The sequence below is a fragment of the Lutibacter citreus genome, assembly GCF_003260195.1.
GTDB lineage: Bacteria > Bacteroidota > Bacteroidia > Flavobacteriales > Flavobacteriaceae > Lutibacter > Lutibacter citreus.
Genome location: NZ_QEIH01000001.1, coordinates 644962 through 663397 on the forward strand (window position 1 = coordinate 644962; position 18436 = coordinate 663397).

Sequence of the window (18436 nt, forward strand, 5' to 3'; positions counted from 1 at the left end):
TAATTCAGTACCAATTTAATTTATAGTAAATTTGCAAGAATTTTGATAAAACGCAAAACTACATAAAATTAAAATAATTAAATGCTTAACGTACATAATTTAACGGTTTCTTTTGCCGGTTCCGATTTGTTTTCAGGAATCACATTTAAATTGAATAAAGGAGATAGAATAGGATTGATAGGGAAAAATGGTGCAGGGAAATCTACTTTATTAAAAGTAATTTCTAAAGATATTGAAAGTTCTAGTGGAACTATGGCTTTTGACAAGGATATCCGTATTGGTTTTTTACGTCAGGATATTGATTTTGTTGAAGGAAGAACAATTTTGGAAGAAGCGTATGAAGCTTTTGAAGAAATTAAACAACTAGAAGCTAAATTAGATAGAATTAATGTAGAACTAGCAGAAAGAACAGATTATGAGAGTGAATACTATCATGATTTAATGGTTAATTTAAATGAATTTTCGCATCGTTATGAATTATTGGGAGGTTATAATTATAAAGGAAATACTGAAAAAATATTACAAGGATTAGGATTTCAAAGAGATGATTTTGATAAGTTAACTGATACATTTTCTGGAGGTTGGAGAATGCGTATTGAGCTAGCTAAATTATTACTTCAAAATAATGATATTTTATTATTAGATGAGCCAACAAATCACTTAGATATAGAATCTATAATTTGGTTGGAGAACTTCTTAAAGGGGTATCCAGGAGCAATTGTATTGGTATCGCATGATAAAATGTTTTTAGATAATATTACTAACCGAACTATAGAAATTTCATTAGGTAAAATTTACGATTATAAGAAGCCATATTCACAATTTTTATTATTACGTGGAGAAATAAAAGAAAAACAACTTCAAGCACAGAAAAATCAAGAAAAAGAAATTAAGGCAACCCAATTATTAATTGATAAGTTTAGAGCCAAAGCTAACAAAGCAACTATGGCGCAATCTTTAATTAAAAAACTGGATAAGGTTGAACGGATTGAAGTTGATAATGATGATAATGCGGTGATGAATGTTAGATTTCAAATTTCTAAAGAACCTGGTAAAATTGTTGTTGAAGCTGAAAATTTATCAAAAAGTTATGGAGATAAACACGTATTAGAAAACGTTGATTTACTTATTGAAAGAAATAGTAAAATTGCTTTTGTGGGTCAAAATGGACAAGGGAAATCTACTTTGGCAAAAATGTTAGTAGGCGAAATAGCTTATGGTGGCCATTTAAAATTAGGACATAATGTACAAATTGGATATTTTGCCCAAAATCAATCCGAGCATTTAGAGCCAGAACAAACTGTGCTGGAAATTATGGAAAATGCCGCTACAGATACTAACCGTATGCGAGTTAGGGATATGTTAGGTGCGTTTTTATTTAGTGGTGAAGCGGCAGATAAAAAGGCAAAAATGTTATCGGGAGGTGAGCGAAATAGATTGGCACTATGTAAACTATTATTGTCTCCGTTTAATGTTTTAATAATGGATGAGCCAACAAATCACTTAGATATAGCATCTAAAAATGTGCTAAAAGAAGCATTAAATAAATTTGACGGAACGCTAATTGTTGTTTCACATGATAGAGATTTTTTACAGGGTTTAACTACTACAGTTTACGGTTTTAAAGATAAGGTGATTAAAGAATATTTAGGAGATATTGATTATTTCTTGGAGCAGCACCAAATTGAAAATTTACGTGAAGCAGAAAAACGTACGGTGGTGGCTAAAAAGCCAGTTACGGCTAAAAAAGTGGACCATAAATTATCTAGAAACGAAGAAAAAGAGTTGAAGAAACTTAAAAATAAATTATCAAAAATTGAGAGCCAAATTGATACTTTGGAAAAAGAAGTTTTAGAAATGGATGCCGCTCTTGATGAAGATTATGATACTACGGTGGCGATTCCAAATTTTTTCGAAAATTATAAAGAGAAGAAAAATCAGGTTGAGCAGCTAATGGAAGATTGGTCTGAAATTGAAGAAAAAGTTGAAAATTGTTCTTAGAAAATAAAAATAGCAGAGTACAACAAGTTCACTTTTCTGAAATTGAAGATAAAGACATTTCAATATTTGTAAAACGAGAAGATGAATTACATCCTTTTATTTCAGGGAACAAATACAGAAAATTAAAATATAATTTAGAAGAAGCACAGAAATTAAAGCATCATACTTTTTTAACTTTTGGAGGTGCTTATTCAAATCATATTGCAGCTGCAGCTTCTGCTGGTGTTGAGTTTGGATTTAAAACAATTGGGGTAATTAGAGGAGATGAATTGGCTTTTAAATTGGATGAGACATTTGTAACTAATGCTACTTTAAAGTTTGCTTCTGAGCATAACATGCAATTTGAGTTTGTATCTAGAAGCGATTATAGAAACAAAACTTCCAAAGAATTTATTAATAATTTAAAAGATAAATTTGGTAAATTTTATTTAGTCCCTGAAGGTGGTACAAATAAATTAGCTGTAAAAGGTTGTGAAGAGATATTAAATAAAGAAGATGAAATTTACGATATTGTTTGTTCGTCAATAGGAACAGGTGGGACTATTTCAGGAGTAATAAATTCATTAAAACCACATCAAAAAGTTGTTGGTTTTCCTGCTTTAAAAGGAGATTTTCTTAAAAATGAAATTAAAAAGTATGTACTAACTTCAAAAAAATGGAGTTTAAATACTGATTATCATTTTGGAGGATATGGAAAAGTATCTGAAGAATTAATTTATTTTATAAATAAGTTCAAAAAAGAAACTAACATACCATTAGATCCTATTTATACGGGAAAAATGATGTATGGTATTGTTGATTTAATTAAAAAAGATTATTTTCCCAAAAGATCAAAAATTCTAGCAATTCACACTGGTGGTTTACAAGGAATTATAGGAATGAACAATGTATTGAAAAATAAAAAATTACCCATAATTGAATAATAATGAAATTGAAATACTTTTTATATAGTTTAGTAATAGTTAGCTTAATTGTAAGTTGTAAATCAAAAAAGAAGGTTGTAAGAAAAACCATAAAGCATAAAAGAGAAGTTGTTGAGACTAAAAGAGAAGATGTTGTTTCAACAAAACCTGTTACAAAAGAATCTACATATCAAAACAAAACATTAGAATATATAGAACGTTTTAATGCTACAGCTATGTATGAAATGCGAACGCATAAAATTCCAGCGAGTATTACTTTGGCTCAAGGAATTTTAGAGTCTGGTAGTGGATATAGTGAACTTACTTTGCGATCAAATAATCATTTTGGGATTAAATGTCATAAAGGTTGGACAGGAAAAAAAGTATATCATGATGATGATGAAAAAGGAGAATGTTTTAGAAAATACAAAGATCCTGCTAAATCTTTTAAAGATCATTCTTTATTCTTAACAGGCCGTTCACGGTATGCAAAATTATTTAAGTTAAAAGAAGGAGATTATGTTAGGTGGGCTAAAGGGTTAAGTTCTGCAGGATATGCAACAGATAGGAGATACCCAGCAAAATTGATTGCTCTTATAGAAAAATACGACTTACATAAATATGATACTAAAGTTTTAGGAAAACCATATAAACCGCAAAATACAATATCTAATTCTGTTACCAGTTATACGGTAGCAAAGGGAGATACCTTGTATTCAATTTCTAGAAAATACGGTTTATCAGTTGGTGAATTAAAAAAAATAAATGGTCTTGAATCTAATGATATTTCTATAGGTCAAACCTTGGTGTTAATAAAATAAAAAGCACTGCAAAATTAATGCAGCGCTTTTTCATCTATCTAAACTAGTAACCAAACTAAATTTTATTTTTAAGCTTTTTTAGTTCTTTGACCTTTATTCATATTTGAATTTTTTTTCCCTTTTGAGTGCTTGCTTTTTTTACCGTGTCTCATTTTTGCATTTTGTACTTTTTCCCATTTTTCAAATTGCTCATTTGAAAGAATTTTTTTCATGTCATTTTTTTGAGCTATTTGTCTATCTAAACGGTTGTTTTCAAATTCAAATTTTTCAGCATCAGTTGGTTTTTCACCATTAGCGCGTCTTTCTTTCATTTTCTCCATCATAGCTTTTCTTTGTGTAGCTTCCTTAGTGATTAAATTTAATACTTCCTTTTGTTGTTTTAAATCTAAGTCTAAATGAAGTGTTAATTTTTTGGTCATTAATGTTGCCATTTGCTCAGAAGAATAATTTGATTTCTTGTGAGATCTCTTTTGTTGTTGTTGAGCATTTACAGTACTTGATAATGTAAATACTAAGACTAAAGTAAGAATTCCAACTAATTTTTTCATTTTATATGTTATTTTAAGGTTTATAAATGTATTTGCTTCTAAGACCCATATATTTTAAAAAGGTTTAATATGTTAACACTCGTTAACACATATTAACCTTTTATAGCTTATTTAGAATTGTTTTATTTAGTGTATTTTTGCAAAATATGATAATGAATAAACTTTCAGATTGGTTACCTACAACAAATAAAGAGGTAAAACTTAGAGGATGGGATGAGCTAGATGTAATATTGTTTAGCGGAGATGCCTATGTAGATCATCCAGCTTTTGGGCATTCTGTGGTTGGTAGAATATTAGAAAGTTATGGATTAAGAGTTGCTATTGTTCCTCAGCCCAGCGTTCATGATAATTTACAAGATTTTACTAAGCTTGGAACTCCAAAAATGTTTTTTGCAGTTACAGGCGGATGTATGGATCCAATGGTAAGTAATTATACTGCAAGTAAAAGAAGCAGGGATAAAGACGCTTACACACCTAATGGAGATAAAGGTTTTAGACCAGATTATGCAACTTCAGTATATACTAATATATTAAAAGAGAAATTTCCAGATGTTCCCGTTTTAATTGGAGGGATTGAAGCTTCTTTAAGAAGAGTTACGCACTATGATTATTGGAGTGATACTTTAAAACCAACAATATTAAAAGATTCTAAAGCAGATCTTTTGGTATATGGAATGGGAGAACAACCTTTACGTGAAATTGTAAATTTGTTGCAAAAAGGTGTGCCGTTTTCAAGTTTAACAACTATAAAACAAACAGCATTTTTATTACCACAAGACAAAGAAATTCCAAAAAATAAAAATTGGAGTGATGTTACAATCCATTCACATGAGGTTTGTTTACAAGATAAAAAGCTATTTGCTTCTAACTTTAAAGTAATTGAACAAGAATCAAATAAATTATTTGCAAATCGTGTTTTTCAAAATGTAGGTAATTCTACTTTAGTTATTAACCCTCCTTATGAGACAATGACAGAGAAGGAAATTGATGCATCTTTTGATTTACCATTTACGCGATTACCTCATCCAAAGTATAATAAAAGAGGGCCAATTCCGGCCTTTGAAATGATTAAATTCTCAATTAACATTCACAGAGGATGTTTTGGAGGATGTAGTTTTTGTACCATATCAGCTCACCAAGGAAAATTTATTGCAAGTAGAAGTCAGGAATCTGTTTTAAAAGAAGTTGATCAGGTTGCAAATATGCCAGATTTTAAAGGTTATTTATCAGATATTGGAGGACCTTCGGCAAATATGTATAAAATGAAAGGAAAGGTTCAGGAAATATGTGATAAATGTGTTTCTCCATCTTGTATTTCACCAGTTATTTGTCATAATTTAGATACTTCTCATAAACCATTAACAGAACTTTATAGAGCAGTTGATAACCATCCGAAAATTAAAAAATCATTTATAGGTAGTGGAATTAGACATGATTTATTAGTTCCTGAATTTAATAAATTAGCAGATCCAAAAGAGTTAGATGATTATACGGAAGAAGTGATGACTAAACATGTTTCTGGAAGATTAAAAGTAGCTCCCGAACATACATCTGATGCGGTTTTAAAATTAATGAGAAAACCTTCTTTTTCTTATTTTCATAAGTTTAAAGAGCGGTTTGATAAAATTAATTTTAGAAAAAAATTAAACCTTCAATTAATACCTTATTTTATATCAAATCACCCTGCTTGTGAATTGGAAGATATGGCGAATTTAGCTTCAGAAACTAAAGATTTAGGTTTTCAGTTAGAACAAGTTCAAGGGTTTACACCAACACCTATGACGGTTGCTACGGTTATTTATTATAGTGGATTTCATCCATATTCTTTAAAAGAAACAAGAACACCAAAATCTAAAAAAGAAAAAGATGAACAGCACAGATTTTTCTTTTGGTACAAAAAAGAAAATCAAGCTTGGATAAGAAATACGCTAACAAAAGTAGGACGAGAAGATTTATTGCAAAAGTTACTTCCTTCAACCAATTCTTGGAAAAAAAATAAAAGTGAAAAAGCAAAAGATACGTTTAACGATACTATTACTTTTTCTTCAAAGAAAAAGAAAAAATTTAATAAAAGGAAAAGTAGATAATATTTAAAATATTATTTATAACGACAGAAAAAAAAATTAAATTTGAATCTAAATTTTAAGGTTTTCAAAATGAAGAAAATAATATTATTTTGTTTGTTAATATCAACTTCAATTTTTGCGCAAAAAGAGGTGAAAGTTGATTTAAGTAATCCTAATTCAACCATTTATACACACTTGTATTTTTTACAATCAGATTCATATGAGCCAGAAAAGGCTGCTAAAACAATTTATGGATTTGAAGGGAAAGAGGCTGAAGAAATAGCAATTAAACTAAAGAAGATATTAGACGGAAAGGGTTTAAAGGTAGATTTTTCAAAAGTTCCAACAAATAAGGTTTATTCAGATACAACAGATTATAAAATAGGACAAAGATATTTGCTTTTTCCTTATATAATGCCTGAAGTTTATGTTGAAAGAATAGGAGGAAAGTGGTATTATTCTTCAGAAACAACAGCTAAAGTAAACGATTTATATAAGGAAGTTTTTCCTTGGTATACAGAAAAAATTAAACAAATTATACCAGAAATTGGGCATCAGAAATTTTTCACTTTAGAACTTTGGCAATATCTAGGTTTAATAATACTCTTAGTTTTAAGTTTTTTAGTATTCTTTATTTTTAAAAAAATAGTTTATTTTATTTTAAAGAAAACTCAATTGTGGATTATTCCAAAAACAAATGATAAGATAAATACGGCTTTAAAAAAATTAACAAGACCAATTGTTTTGTTAGTTGTAATTTGGTTTGTAAAGTCTTATTTACCTTCATTATTATTACCGCTAGATTTAAACACTATTTTATTTTTATCATTAAATATAATGGTAACTGTATTTTGGATTTATGTGTTTTTAAAATTGGTAAAAGTTATTATGAGTATTTACGAAGAGTATGTACAAACAACGGATAGTAAATTAGATGATCAATTAGTACCTATATTGAATAATTTCTTAACAGGAATTGTTGTGTTTATAGGTTTTTTAAAATTATTAACATTATTTGGAATTAAACCGGTAACTGTAATTGCAGGTGCTTCTATTGGTGGTTTGGCAGTTGCTTTAGCATCTCAAGATACCGTTAAAAACTTAATAGGTACCGTAATGATCTTTTTAGACAAGCCTTTTCATATTGGTGATTGGATTGAAGCAGGAACCGTTGTAGGTACAGTTGAAACGGTTGGTTTTAGATCCACTACTGTAAGAGCAGCTGACACATCGGTATATCAAATACCAAATAGTTCGTTGTCTGAAATGGTAGTTAATAACAAAGGATTAAGAGCATACAGAAGGTATACTACTAATTTGGGATTGCGTTATGATACTCCGCCAGAATTAATTGATGCTTTTGTTGAAGGAGTTCGAAAAATAATAAAATTACATCAAAATACTAGAGATGATGCATTTAATGTTGAGTTTTCTGGATTTGGAGATTCGTCTTTATTAATTCTTGTAAATGTATATTTTGTTGCTTTAGATTGGAATAAAGAACAATCATCCAAACATAGTTTGCATATAGCTATTTTAAAATTGGCTGCTGAAATTGGAGTAGATTTTGCTTTCCCTTCTACTACATTAATGATTGAACAATTTCCGGAGAAAAAAGGCATAACCTTAGATTATAATATTGATTCAAAAAGAATTCAAGAAATAATAGATGGGATAGTTAAAAAAGAATAATCTCACTAAAATATATTAAAAATAAAAAGAGCCTCAATTATTGGGGCTCTTTTTATTTTTAATATGAATGTCTATTTATTTTTAATAGCTCTAATTTACATCCATTTCCTGTATTTCTTCAGAATTTTCACCTTTCATCCAATAAAATGGTGGTTTTCTTTTTGATTTATTTGTTTCATTCCCTCCTAAATTTAAGATAATACTAAATTCGTGGGAACCATTGTTATAGTTTGATAGTTTGGATGTTACTGCATCATATGAATATCCAATTTTTAAATTATCCATTAATCTTATTTGAAACAATCCAGAAATGGATGCATCTACTCTGTGAGAGATTCCAAATTCTAATTTATCATTCCATAAAATACTAGCAGAAATATCAGTTGATAACGGACTTCCATTTACAGCTCTAAACATTACGGATGGTTTTAGTTTAAATGTATCATTTAAATCAAAAACATAGCCCGATGAAAAGTAAAATACCATTTCATCTGAAGCGCTTGAAACTACATTATCACTTTTAGTATAGCGTTTTGTTTTTAAAATATTTACCGTTGAGATACTTAAGTAAAATTTATTGGTATAGTAAAAAGCTCCTGCTCCTATATTTGGATTAAACTGGTTGATGTTTTCACTGAATAAATTATCGTTTTCAATGCCTAATTTTAGCAAATCTACATCTAAAAAACTACCTCCTGCTTTTAATCCAAAAGCTAACGTAGAATTTTCACTAGGATAAATTGAATAAGAGAAATCTGCATATACGTGCGTTTCGTTTAATACATAAACCTTGTCGTTTACAATAGACAATCCTAAACCTACGCTTTTACCCGTTTGTCCGTGTAAAGAAAGTGTTTGGGTTTCCGGACTACCGGCTTCTCCTGCCCACTGACTTCTTATATTAGCTGTTGCGGTAAACAATCCGTGACTTCCTGAATATGCAGGATTTATTAAGCTAAAGTTGTTATAATATTGTGTATATAATGGGTCTTGTTGCGCATTACTTTTATAGATTGTTAAAAAAGCACTTATAATTACGAGTTGTTTTAATTTATTTTTCATATTTATTTTTTTTAATAATTAATATAAACCCATCCTTTTACTATTTTACTTCCTCCATTTATGCTTAACACATAAAAGTAGGGTGCTGCTGGTAGTCTTCTGTTTTTACCTGAAGAAATACCATCCCAGTAATTTTGATATGCTTTAGATTCATACACCATATTTCCATATCTGTTATAGACTTGTATACTGTTATTTGGATATTTATGAAGTCCGGCAATAATAAATTCATCATTAGCGCCATCTCCATTAGGAGAGAATCCTTTTGGTATTTCTAGTTCACCTTCATCACATACATCACCAATACCATTTCTATCTATATCGGCTTGGTTTGAGTTTGAAACATCCGGACAATTATCTATTGAATTATCAATGCCATCTCCATCCAGATCATCATCGCAACTATCTGCAATTAAATCATTATCTAAATCATCAGAAGTGAATGTTACAAATGCCATTTCAGAAGCGCTGTTACCAGCATTGTCCGTAACAGTTAATGTTACCGTATGTTCATCTAATGTTGGACAATTAAAAGTTGTGATATCTAAACTTATAGAAGCGATTCCACAACTGTCAAAACTTCCATCATCTATATCTTGAGCAGCTATTGTTGCATTTCCATTACTATCTAACTCAACAGAAATATTTTGAGTAATTACAAGTGGGTCAGTAGCATCTTCAATAGTAATTGTAGTTGTACAAGAAGTACTGTTTCCACTGGTGTCTGTTACTGTTAAAGTAACCAAATTATCACCAAGATCATTACAATCAAAAGAATCTTTATCAATTTCTATGGAAGCAATCTCGCAATTATCAGAACTGCCATTGTCAATATCAGCAGCAGTAATAGAAATACTACCAGTATCATCTAAGGCCAATGCAAAAGGAGCCACACAACTTGCAACGGGCATCACAGTATCTACAATTGTTACCGTGGCAGAAGTATTGGCACTATTACCATGAATATCCGTAGCAGATAATGTTACAATATTTTCACCCACAGAACTACAATCAAAAGAACTAAGATCAATACTCATAACATCAATACCACAATTATCGTTACTTCCATTATCAATGTCAGCAACAACGATGTTTGCAATGCCATCAGCATCTAATCCAACATTTATATTTTGTGTAATTACAGTTGGTGCAAGGTTATCTTCAACAGTTACAATTGCATCAGCACTTGCACTATTTCCATTTACATCGGTAACTGTAAGTATCACATTATTTTCACCAATGTTAGTACAATCAAAAGTTGTGGTATCTAAAACTAAACTTTCAATTTCACAATTGTCAGAAGAACCGTTGTTTATGGCATCAACTGAAATAGTTGCATTTCCATCAGCATCTAATTCAACAGTTATATTTTGTGTAATTACAGTTGGTGCAAGGTTATCTTCAACAGTTACAATTGCTGTTGCAGTTGCACTATTTCCGCTAGTATCAGTTGTTGTAAGTGTTACTATATTTTCTCCAAGGTTTGCACAATCAAATGTTGTTACATCTAACTCCCAAGTTTCAATTTCACAATTATCTGTTGAACCATTGTTTATTTGATCTGCTGTAATTGTTACAGTTCCTTTAATATCTAACTCAACAGTTATATTTTGAGTGTTTACTGTTGGAGCGGTGTTGTCTTCAACGGTTACAATTGCTGTTGCAGTTGAACTATTTCCGTTAGTATCAGTTGTTGTAAGTGTTACTACATTTTCTCCAAGGTTTGCACAATCAAATGTTGTTGCATCTAACTCCCAAGTTTCAATTTCACAATTATCTGTTGATTGATTGTTTATTTGGTCTGCGGAAATTGTTCTAGTTCCATTTTCATCTAATTCAACAGTTATATTTTGAGTGATTACTGTTGGAGCGATGTTGTCTTCAATTGTTACAATTGCTGTTGCAGTTGTGCTATTTCCATTAATATCTGTTGCTGTTAATGTAACGGTGTTTTCTCCAATATTTGAACAATCAAATTCTGTAATATCTAAAGCTAAAGTTTCAATTTCACAATTATCGTTACTTCCATTATCAATGTCAGCAACAACAATACTAGCAACACCATCTGCGTCTAATTCAATAGCAATATTGTTTGTAATTACAGTAGGAGCAACGGTTTCTAAAACTGTTACAGTTGCAAAACAACTGGATTTATTTCCTCCTCCATCTCTAACTATCAATTCAATTTGATTTTCTCCTATAAAAGAACAGTCTAACGTTTGTTCAGTAAAATACTGTGTGTTATTAATTTTAAATCCTAAAGCTAGGGCTCTACAATTATCGGTTGAGCCATTGTCTATATCTTTTGGAGCTATTTTAACCTCTCCATTTTCATCTAACTCTAAAGTAAGGTTTTTACAAATAGCTGTTGGTGGAATGTTGTCTTTTACGGAAACAATTGCATCCTCTGTTGCTACATTACCATTAACATCTGTTACGGTTAAAGTAACGGTATTTTCACCAGTATCTTCACAGGTAAAAGTTGTTTTATCTAAACTTATAGAAGCAATGATACAATTATCTGTTGAACCATTATTTATTTGTGCAGGTGTAATTGTTACATTCCCATTGGCATCAAGTTGCACAGTGATATTTTGAGTAACAACCGTTGGAGGTATATTATCTTCTACAGTAACATCTTCAGAGACACTAGATGTGCATCCGTTAGTATTTGTAAATGTATAGGTAATAGTAATATCTCCTTCACCAGATACGCTTGAATCAAAAGTATAAGTTAATCCATTACCATCATCTGTAACGCCTGGTCCAGAATAAATACCTCCGGCTGGAGATCCTCCTCCAAGGTTGTTTGATGTGGTGTTAGGGCAATAAGGACTCACCGGTGCTGTAAAAGTTACTGTTGGTAAAGCGAATACTTCAATAGTATCTGATGCTGAATTTGAACAGCCATTAGGCAAATTATAGATACGCACCTGTCCTGCATCTGCTCCATTCCCATCATTATTAGGTGCACCAATGGCAACCGTGTTTCCATCTGAAGATAAGGATACTTTATAGCCACTATAATCACCAGCAGCCTCACCGTCTATGTCAGTTCCTAATTGAGCCCAAGCTGCACCATTCCATTGGTAGATACGCACCTGTCCTGCATTTGATCCACTCCCATCATTTGATTGAGCACCAATGGCAACTGTGTTTCCATCTGAAGAGATGGATACTGACGAGCCACTATAATTACCAGCAGCTTCACCGTCTATGTCTGTGCCTAATTGAATCCAAGCTGCACCATTCCATTGGTAGATACGCACATGTCCTGCATCTGTTCCATTCCCATCATTTAATCGTGCACCAATGGCAACTGTGTTTCCATCTGAAGATAAGGATACTGAATAGCCACTATAATCACCAGCAGCCTCACCGTCTATGTCAGTTCCTAATTGAGCCCAAGCTGTGCCATTCCATTTGTAGATACGCACATGTCCTGCAGATAATCCATTCCCATTATTATTAGGTGCACCAATGGCAACTGTGTTTCCATCTGAAGATAAGGATACTGAAAAGCCACTTTGATCACTAGCAGCCTCACCGTCTATGTCTGTGCCTAATTGAATCCAAGCTGCACCATTCCATTGGTAGATACGCACCTGTCCTGCATTTGACCCACTCCCATCATTTGATCGTGCACCAATGGCAACTGTGTTTCCATCTGAAGATAAGGATACTGAATAGCCACTATAATCACCAGTAGCTTCACCGTCTATGTCTGTTCCTAATTGAATCCAAGCTGTGTCATTCCATTTGTAGATACTCACATGTCCTGCAGATGTTCCATTCCCATCATTATATACTGCACCAATGGCAACTGTGTTTCCATCTGAAGATAAGGATACTGATTGGCCACTATAATCACCAACAGCTTCACCGTCTATGTCTGTTCCTAATTGAATCCAAGCTGTGCCATTCCATTTGTAGATACGCACATGTCCTGCATTTGACCCACTCCCATCATTATTAGGTGCACCAATGGCAACTGTGTTTCCATCTGAAGATAAGGATACTGAATAGCCATTATAATCACCAGCAGCCTCACCGTCTATGTCTATTCCTAATTGAGTTATTAAGTTATTTTCATAAGTATATGTTAAAGTATGTACTCCAACACCGGCAACAGCTGGGTTAAAACTATAAGTTGTTCCATTTCCGTCATCTGTAACTCCAGGCCCTAAATAAACACCACCTGCAGTTGTTCCTCCACCTAAATTTGTTTGTACACCAGCATCTATACATAAATCAGCAGGCGATGTAAATGTTACTATTGGTAAAGCAAATACTTCCACATCGTCAGAAGCACTATTTGTACATCCATTAGCATTTGTAAAAGTATAAGTTAGCGTATGTGTTCCAACACCAGCTGCTGTAGGGTCAAAACTATAGGTTGTTCCGTTTCCATCGTCGGTAACACCAGGTCCTAAGTAAACTCCCCCTACAGCAGTTGCACCACCAAGATTAGTTTGTACTCCTTCATCAATACATAAATCAGCTGGCGCTGTAAATGTTACTGCTGGTGATATATTATCTTCAACAGTAACCGTTGAATTACAAGTATTTGTATTCCCTGCTAAATCTGTAACAGTTAGTGTAACTGTATTATCTCCAATACTACTGCAATTAAAGGTGGCATTACTAATACTTAATGTGGAAATACCAATATTGTCTGCAGAACCATCATCTATGTTTGTAGCAAAAAGTGTGGCATTTCCAGTAGCATTAAGTTGTAATGTATAAATTTTACAAATTGCAGTTGGCAGAGTGGTATCAATTGTAACCGAAAGACCAGATCCAGTTACTCCGTTATTACCCGCTACATCAGTAGCTGTGGCGGTGAATATATGAGTACCTTCAGTTAATGTTGAAGTTGTATAGTCCCAAGCTCCGGCACCGTTGGTGACTGTAGTTCCGAGAGTGCCATCCAAAGAGGAAATAATGGTAACTATGGAATTGGCTTCTGCCGTACCAGTTAAGGTTGGTGTATTGTTATTGGTGATATTGTCTGAGTTTGAAGATCCAGTATCAGAAGCTGCGAGCAGATCGGGTGTGCTCGGCGCAGCCGGTTCGGTTGTATCTATTATCACAATGAGCCCAGAAGAGGGGGGGCTGTTGTTGCCAGCGGTATCGACAACCGTGTAAGTGATGGTATGATTGCCCTCGGGAATGGTACTGCTGGCGACCAGAAAATTGCCGGAGCTGTTCGAAGTAGTAGTGCCCACGACGCCGGATATTGAGGAAGTGATGGTAACTTCAGAGTTGGCCTCGGCAATACCTATAAAGGTCGGCGTGGTATCGCTTGTGATATTGTCGGTGGTCGATAAACCGGTGTCAGAGGCGGCGGTAATATTTGGGGTGGTTGGTGCTACTGGCGCATCCCTGTCTACGGTATGTGTAGTGCCTGAAATATAGGCAGAAACGAAGCCATTGGTTCCATTTCCATTCCCTAAATCATCGGTAATATTGGTATTACTTTTTAAATCGAGACGAATTGTTCCTGTTCCTACAATTGTTCCAACAGTTACAGTTATAGAACTCCCTGATGCTGCACTAACAGAACTAATTGTTCCTCCTGCTGTTCCGGTAGTTGTTAATTGAAAATCGTCTGTACTTATGTTATTAGCACTTTCATTAAAAGTAACAGTAAAGTCAACTGTAGATGCATTTGCTGCCGGTGCGCCTGTAAGTGCAATACTTGTAACAGCCGGAGGAAAGTTTAAGTTTGTGAAAGGAACGATAGATAAATCTTGGTTAGATTGTAACCATAGATAGTTTGTTGGGTTTTCTAAGGATGCTTTACTTACTGCATCTCTTAGAGTAGAAGGGTCAAATTTATATTCTACTCTATCAGGTCCAATAAGAATATCTCCATCATCAGGAAATCCATCTACAACAATTGCATTTGGATGATTTCCTCCTTGAGTTGGATTTTCATTTGATGGAATAATCCCACCGTTTTGATTAGCACCTTCCCCTGTACCAGTAAACATTACTGAGTAAATTTCGCCAATGCCATTGGTTTGATCTGAATCTGTATCTGCGTAAGCATAAATACTGTCGCCATTTGTAGCTAATGAAAAGCTTTCAGTTGAAGAGGTATTAAAGATAGCAGTACCGCATGAGCCTCCTCCAGAACATGTAACAGTAAATAGATTAGTTGTTTCTCCTGTTTCATCAATAAAAACAACAGTACCTTTACTAATAGTTGAAGTTGCTGTAAAAACAACAAGGCCTTCTCCAATTGGCTGTTCATTAATTGTAAATTCGTTGTTAACAGCATCATATTCATTTGAAGTAAAATAGATGATTTCACCTGAAGGTAAATCTTCTGTTGCTACAAACGAAAAGCCATCGGGAGTTATATGGTTTATACCAATAACTGCAACTTTTTGTGAAAAAACATTAGTTGTAACTATAAATAGAATAAGAAATAATGTAAAAAAAGTATTTTTTTTCATAATAATATTTTTATGTACAGATATAAGGATTTAGCCATCCTGTTAAAGGAGTTTCTTCAAATTCTTGATATAAACTTTCATTATAAGGTGAATCTAAAGTTTCTATAACTGTGTTATGGTATGATGTTTTATGATATTCTAATTTTCGGAGTTTAAATTGTGTTAATTGAGATTCATTAAAATTATTATATGTTAATTTACCTCTAGGGGTGGTAATAGTTTTTAATTTTAAATGTTTTGCAATTTTTAAAGGAATTCTACCATCAGTATTTATTGATTTTATAATGGTTAACCCAACTTCAAAGCCTAATAAACTTATAATATTTGGCTTTTCTTGATATAATTTTTTATAGTTTTCTATAAAATTTTTCATTTCAAGAGATTCTTCATCAAAAGCCCAAGATGCTAATGAGTATACATCTTCAATTTCATAATTTTTAGTATTAATGGTTTCATCCGCCATCAAAGGGATAGTTAAAAGGGGAATTTTTCCATTTAAACCTGATTTAGCGAATGCCTCAAAAACTTTTATCCCTTCTTTATAGCTAAATAAGCTAAATACTACATCAGGATTTGATTCTTCAATCCCTTTTATCATTGTTTCAAAAGTTTCAGATTTATAATCCATAGGGCTTACATATGTGTAAACTATGTTTCCGCCGTTTTCAGTAAATCCTTTTATAAAACTTTGAGATAAATGATAGCCTCCATCATATATAGAAATTGCTAAAGCTGCATTTTTTCCAAATTTTTTAGCAGCATATATGCCTGATTGATATGATGATTGACATAAATTTAGCGTATGATGTAATACATATGAACTTAAATGTTCCTTTTTTAACATATGACCACCCAAATCTATATGTATGAGTGGTTTTTTATAAGAATTAAAAATATTTGTTAATTCTTTAAGATGGTTAATGCCACAAAAAGAGATTGTTAAATCTACATTTTCTTGTAAAATCATTTTTTCAGCGATTCTTAATAAAGAATCATTTGTAGCGTTACCAATACCTTCAATAATTAAATTCGGAAAAATATTGTTATTATTAGTACTGTTTAAAACTTGCTTTAAACCGTTTAAAAAGTCTAAAGCAAGGGATGGGAACATATCTGACCTTGGTAATAAAAGTGCAATTTTATAGCTCATTTTAACTTCTAGATGGGTAAATTCCGATCAAAGCAATACAAATATTTATACCCAAATATGGACTTCTTGTACTGAAAGCCTGTTGACCTCCTGTATTACCAACTGTAACTCCTGCTAATTGGCTACCTGAAGCTTCTTCATTAAACCCTCCAGGATTATTTGCTATAAAACGTGTTGACGAAGCTTCTGATCCAAGGCTTGAGCTGGTAGCAACTGTAACAGTATGTGTATGTGATGGTAAATTAGAAATATTAAGGGTCATATTCTCTCTTCCCCCTCTTTCTCCAATTCTAATTCCGCTTAACTCAGTACCAGGAAGACCTATATGTACCATAGATCTACCTCTTAAATCTGGTAAAGCAAAAGTTGTTCGTCCATCACCACCATAGGTGGTAGCTAAAAGTGCAAATAGTGAGGTGTTAGAGGAAATGGCGATAATTTGTCCATTACATTGCGCCCAACCTCTTGGTGCAAAATTAAATCCGAATGCTTGTATTTGTCCTATAAATGGTTCCATAATAATAAATATTTTTAAGTTTATGTTAATTAGATTGATATGTTGAATTGCACTGTAGAGAAATTTGAAGCTCCCTCTTTTAGTGGAAATAATTTTTCTTTTAACTGATAATTTTCCTCCCAATGCTTTCCTGTAATATGAGCTCCAAAATCGTTTACTAATAATTCGGTAAAATAAGTTTTTGAATTATTTGAAACTTTAAAATAAATTCTAGACATTTTACCTGTTTCTTTATTAGGAAAGTCGGTAACAAAATTATATTCACCCTTATTATTGGTTTTTAAAATAGCTTGGTGTTTGTATTTATTAGAATTAGGTGATAAATGCCAAACTTCAACAGAAGTATTTGATAATGGGAAAGTTCCGGTTTTATCAAATATTATACCTTCAACAGATAAATGCTTACCATATATTGAAGATGTTCTTAAATCAGAAGTTTCTTCGGCATAAGGATTGTACCCTTCAAACGGGCAGGCTTCTTTAGTAAAAGCATTTATAGCAGATGTTGAAGAAAATAATGCGATTCCAGTTGTTACCATTGCAGTATTTCGCAAAAATAACCTTCTTGAGGAGTTATGATTCATTTTAAAGTTAGTTTAGTTATGGTTATAAACATATATAAAACATCTCTATAAATGTTAATATTTCAATATAATATAATAAAATATATGAAATACAAGGTAAATAGTGTAAAATATTAAGTATTTGACATTCTTGTATTTGAGCTATATTACTTTATAATTCATTTTTTTATGAAAATTAATATAAGTTATATTGCTATTTTTTCCTTTATACAATTTGTAAAAATAGTTTAGGCAGTTTTATGAAACAATACGTGGTACCACGTAATTTTATACGTAGTACCACGTAGTTTATTTTGGGATATTAAATAGAGAGTAAAATATTTTTAAAACAGCATATTAATACATTGGTGTTATGAGTGTGCTATATGTTTTGATAAAATTTATTTAGAATATTTGTTTTTCATCTAGAGAAGAGATGGTTTCTTTTAGTATTATTTTCCCCATATTTAGAATAAATGAAAGCTTGTGAAAACCATTGTTGTAATTTGATAAACCTTAAGCTATTGTTCAATAGCTATACCCAACTTTTAAATTATGTGTAAAACTAAATTTAAAAGAGAAACAACATTATAGGTAAAATTAAAACTTGTAAAAATAAAAAATCTCAGAAAGTTAAACTCTCTGAGATT

11 protein-coding genes are annotated in these 18436 nt (G+C 32.1%); 5 read left to right on the forward strand and 6 right to left on the reverse strand.

Translation table 11 applies throughout. The features are described from left to right. Positions 1–81 precede the first annotated feature (81 nt). The 3 genes from DAD81_RS02580 to DAD81_RS02590 are packed head-to-tail and all read left to right on the forward strand — an operon-like array spanning position 82 to position 3724. On the forward strand, positions 82–2001 hold the full coding sequence (locus DAD81_RS02580; protein ID WP_111706658.1) for an ABC-F family ATP-binding cassette domain-containing protein: 1920 nt from the start codon (positions 82–84) through the stop codon (positions 1999–2001). Then, positions 1992–2924 (forward strand): 1-aminocyclopropane-1-carboxylate deaminase/D-cysteine desulfhydrase, encoded by a 933-nt coding sequence (locus tag DAD81_RS02585; RefSeq protein WP_179950012.1) that lies wholly within the window; start codon positions 1992–1994, stop codon positions 2922–2924. The genes DAD81_RS02580 and DAD81_RS02585 overlap by 10 nt, the downstream gene beginning before the upstream one ends. Positions 2925–2926: 2 nt before the next feature. Beyond that, entirely contained in the window at positions 2927–3724 is a 798-nt protein-coding gene (locus DAD81_RS02590; RefSeq protein WP_111706659.1) for a glucosaminidase domain-containing protein, read from the forward strand. A gap of 68 nt (positions 3725–3792) precedes the next feature. Here DAD81_RS02590 and DAD81_RS02595 read toward each other — a convergent pair whose 3' ends face one another. Beyond that, a complete protein-coding gene (locus DAD81_RS02595; protein WP_111706660.1) occupies positions 3793–4272 on the reverse strand; it encodes a hypothetical protein in 480 nt (159 codons plus the stop codon). 146 nt (positions 4273–4418) lie between these two features. Between DAD81_RS02595 and DAD81_RS02600 the strand changes: the two genes are divergently transcribed. Together DAD81_RS02600 and DAD81_RS02605 are read left to right on the forward strand one after the other, a co-directional pair. After that, entirely contained in the window at positions 4419–6359 is a 1941-nt protein-coding gene (locus DAD81_RS02600) for a YgiQ family radical SAM protein (RefSeq protein WP_111706661.1), read from the forward strand. A 69-nt stretch (positions 6360–6428) separates the two neighbouring features. After that, positions 6429–8030, forward strand: coding sequence for a mechanosensitive ion channel family protein (locus DAD81_RS02605; protein WP_111706662.1), 1602 nt, complete (start codon positions 6429–6431; stop codon positions 8028–8030). A gap of 90 nt (positions 8031–8120) precedes the next feature. On the opposite strand, the gene DAD81_RS02610 is transcribed toward DAD81_RS02605, so the two are convergent. From DAD81_RS02610 to DAD81_RS02630, 5 genes are read right to left on the reverse strand one after another with little or no spacing between them, the layout of a single operon-like run. Next, entirely contained in the window at positions 8121–9092 is a 972-nt protein-coding gene (locus DAD81_RS02610) for a PorP/SprF family type IX secretion system membrane protein (protein ID WP_111706663.1), read from the reverse strand. Positions 9093–9103: 11 nt separating this feature from the next. Beyond that, on the reverse strand, positions 9104–15556 hold the full coding sequence (locus DAD81_RS02615; protein WP_111706664.1) for an Ig-like domain-containing protein: 6453 nt from the start codon (positions 15554–15556) through the stop codon (positions 9104–9106). 10 nt (positions 15557–15566) lie between these two features. Beyond that, the gene (locus DAD81_RS02620; RefSeq protein WP_111706665.1) at positions 15567–16706 is read right to left on the reverse strand and encodes an ABC transporter substrate-binding protein; all 1140 of its coding nucleotides are present in this window, start codon (positions 16704–16706) and stop codon (positions 15567–15569) included. 1 nt (position 16707) lies between these two features. Further along, complete coding sequence (locus DAD81_RS02625) at positions 16708–17223, reverse strand: phage tail protein (RefSeq protein ID WP_111706666.1); 516 nt, start codon at positions 17221–17223, stop codon at positions 16708–16710. 29 nt (positions 17224–17252) lie between these two features. Further along, positions 17253–17807 carry a hypothetical protein gene (locus tag DAD81_RS02630; protein WP_157961059.1) on the reverse strand — a complete coding sequence of 185 codons (555 nt, stop codon included), beginning with the start codon at positions 17805–17807 and terminating at the stop codon, positions 17253–17255. Positions 17808–18436 lie beyond the last annotated feature (629 nt).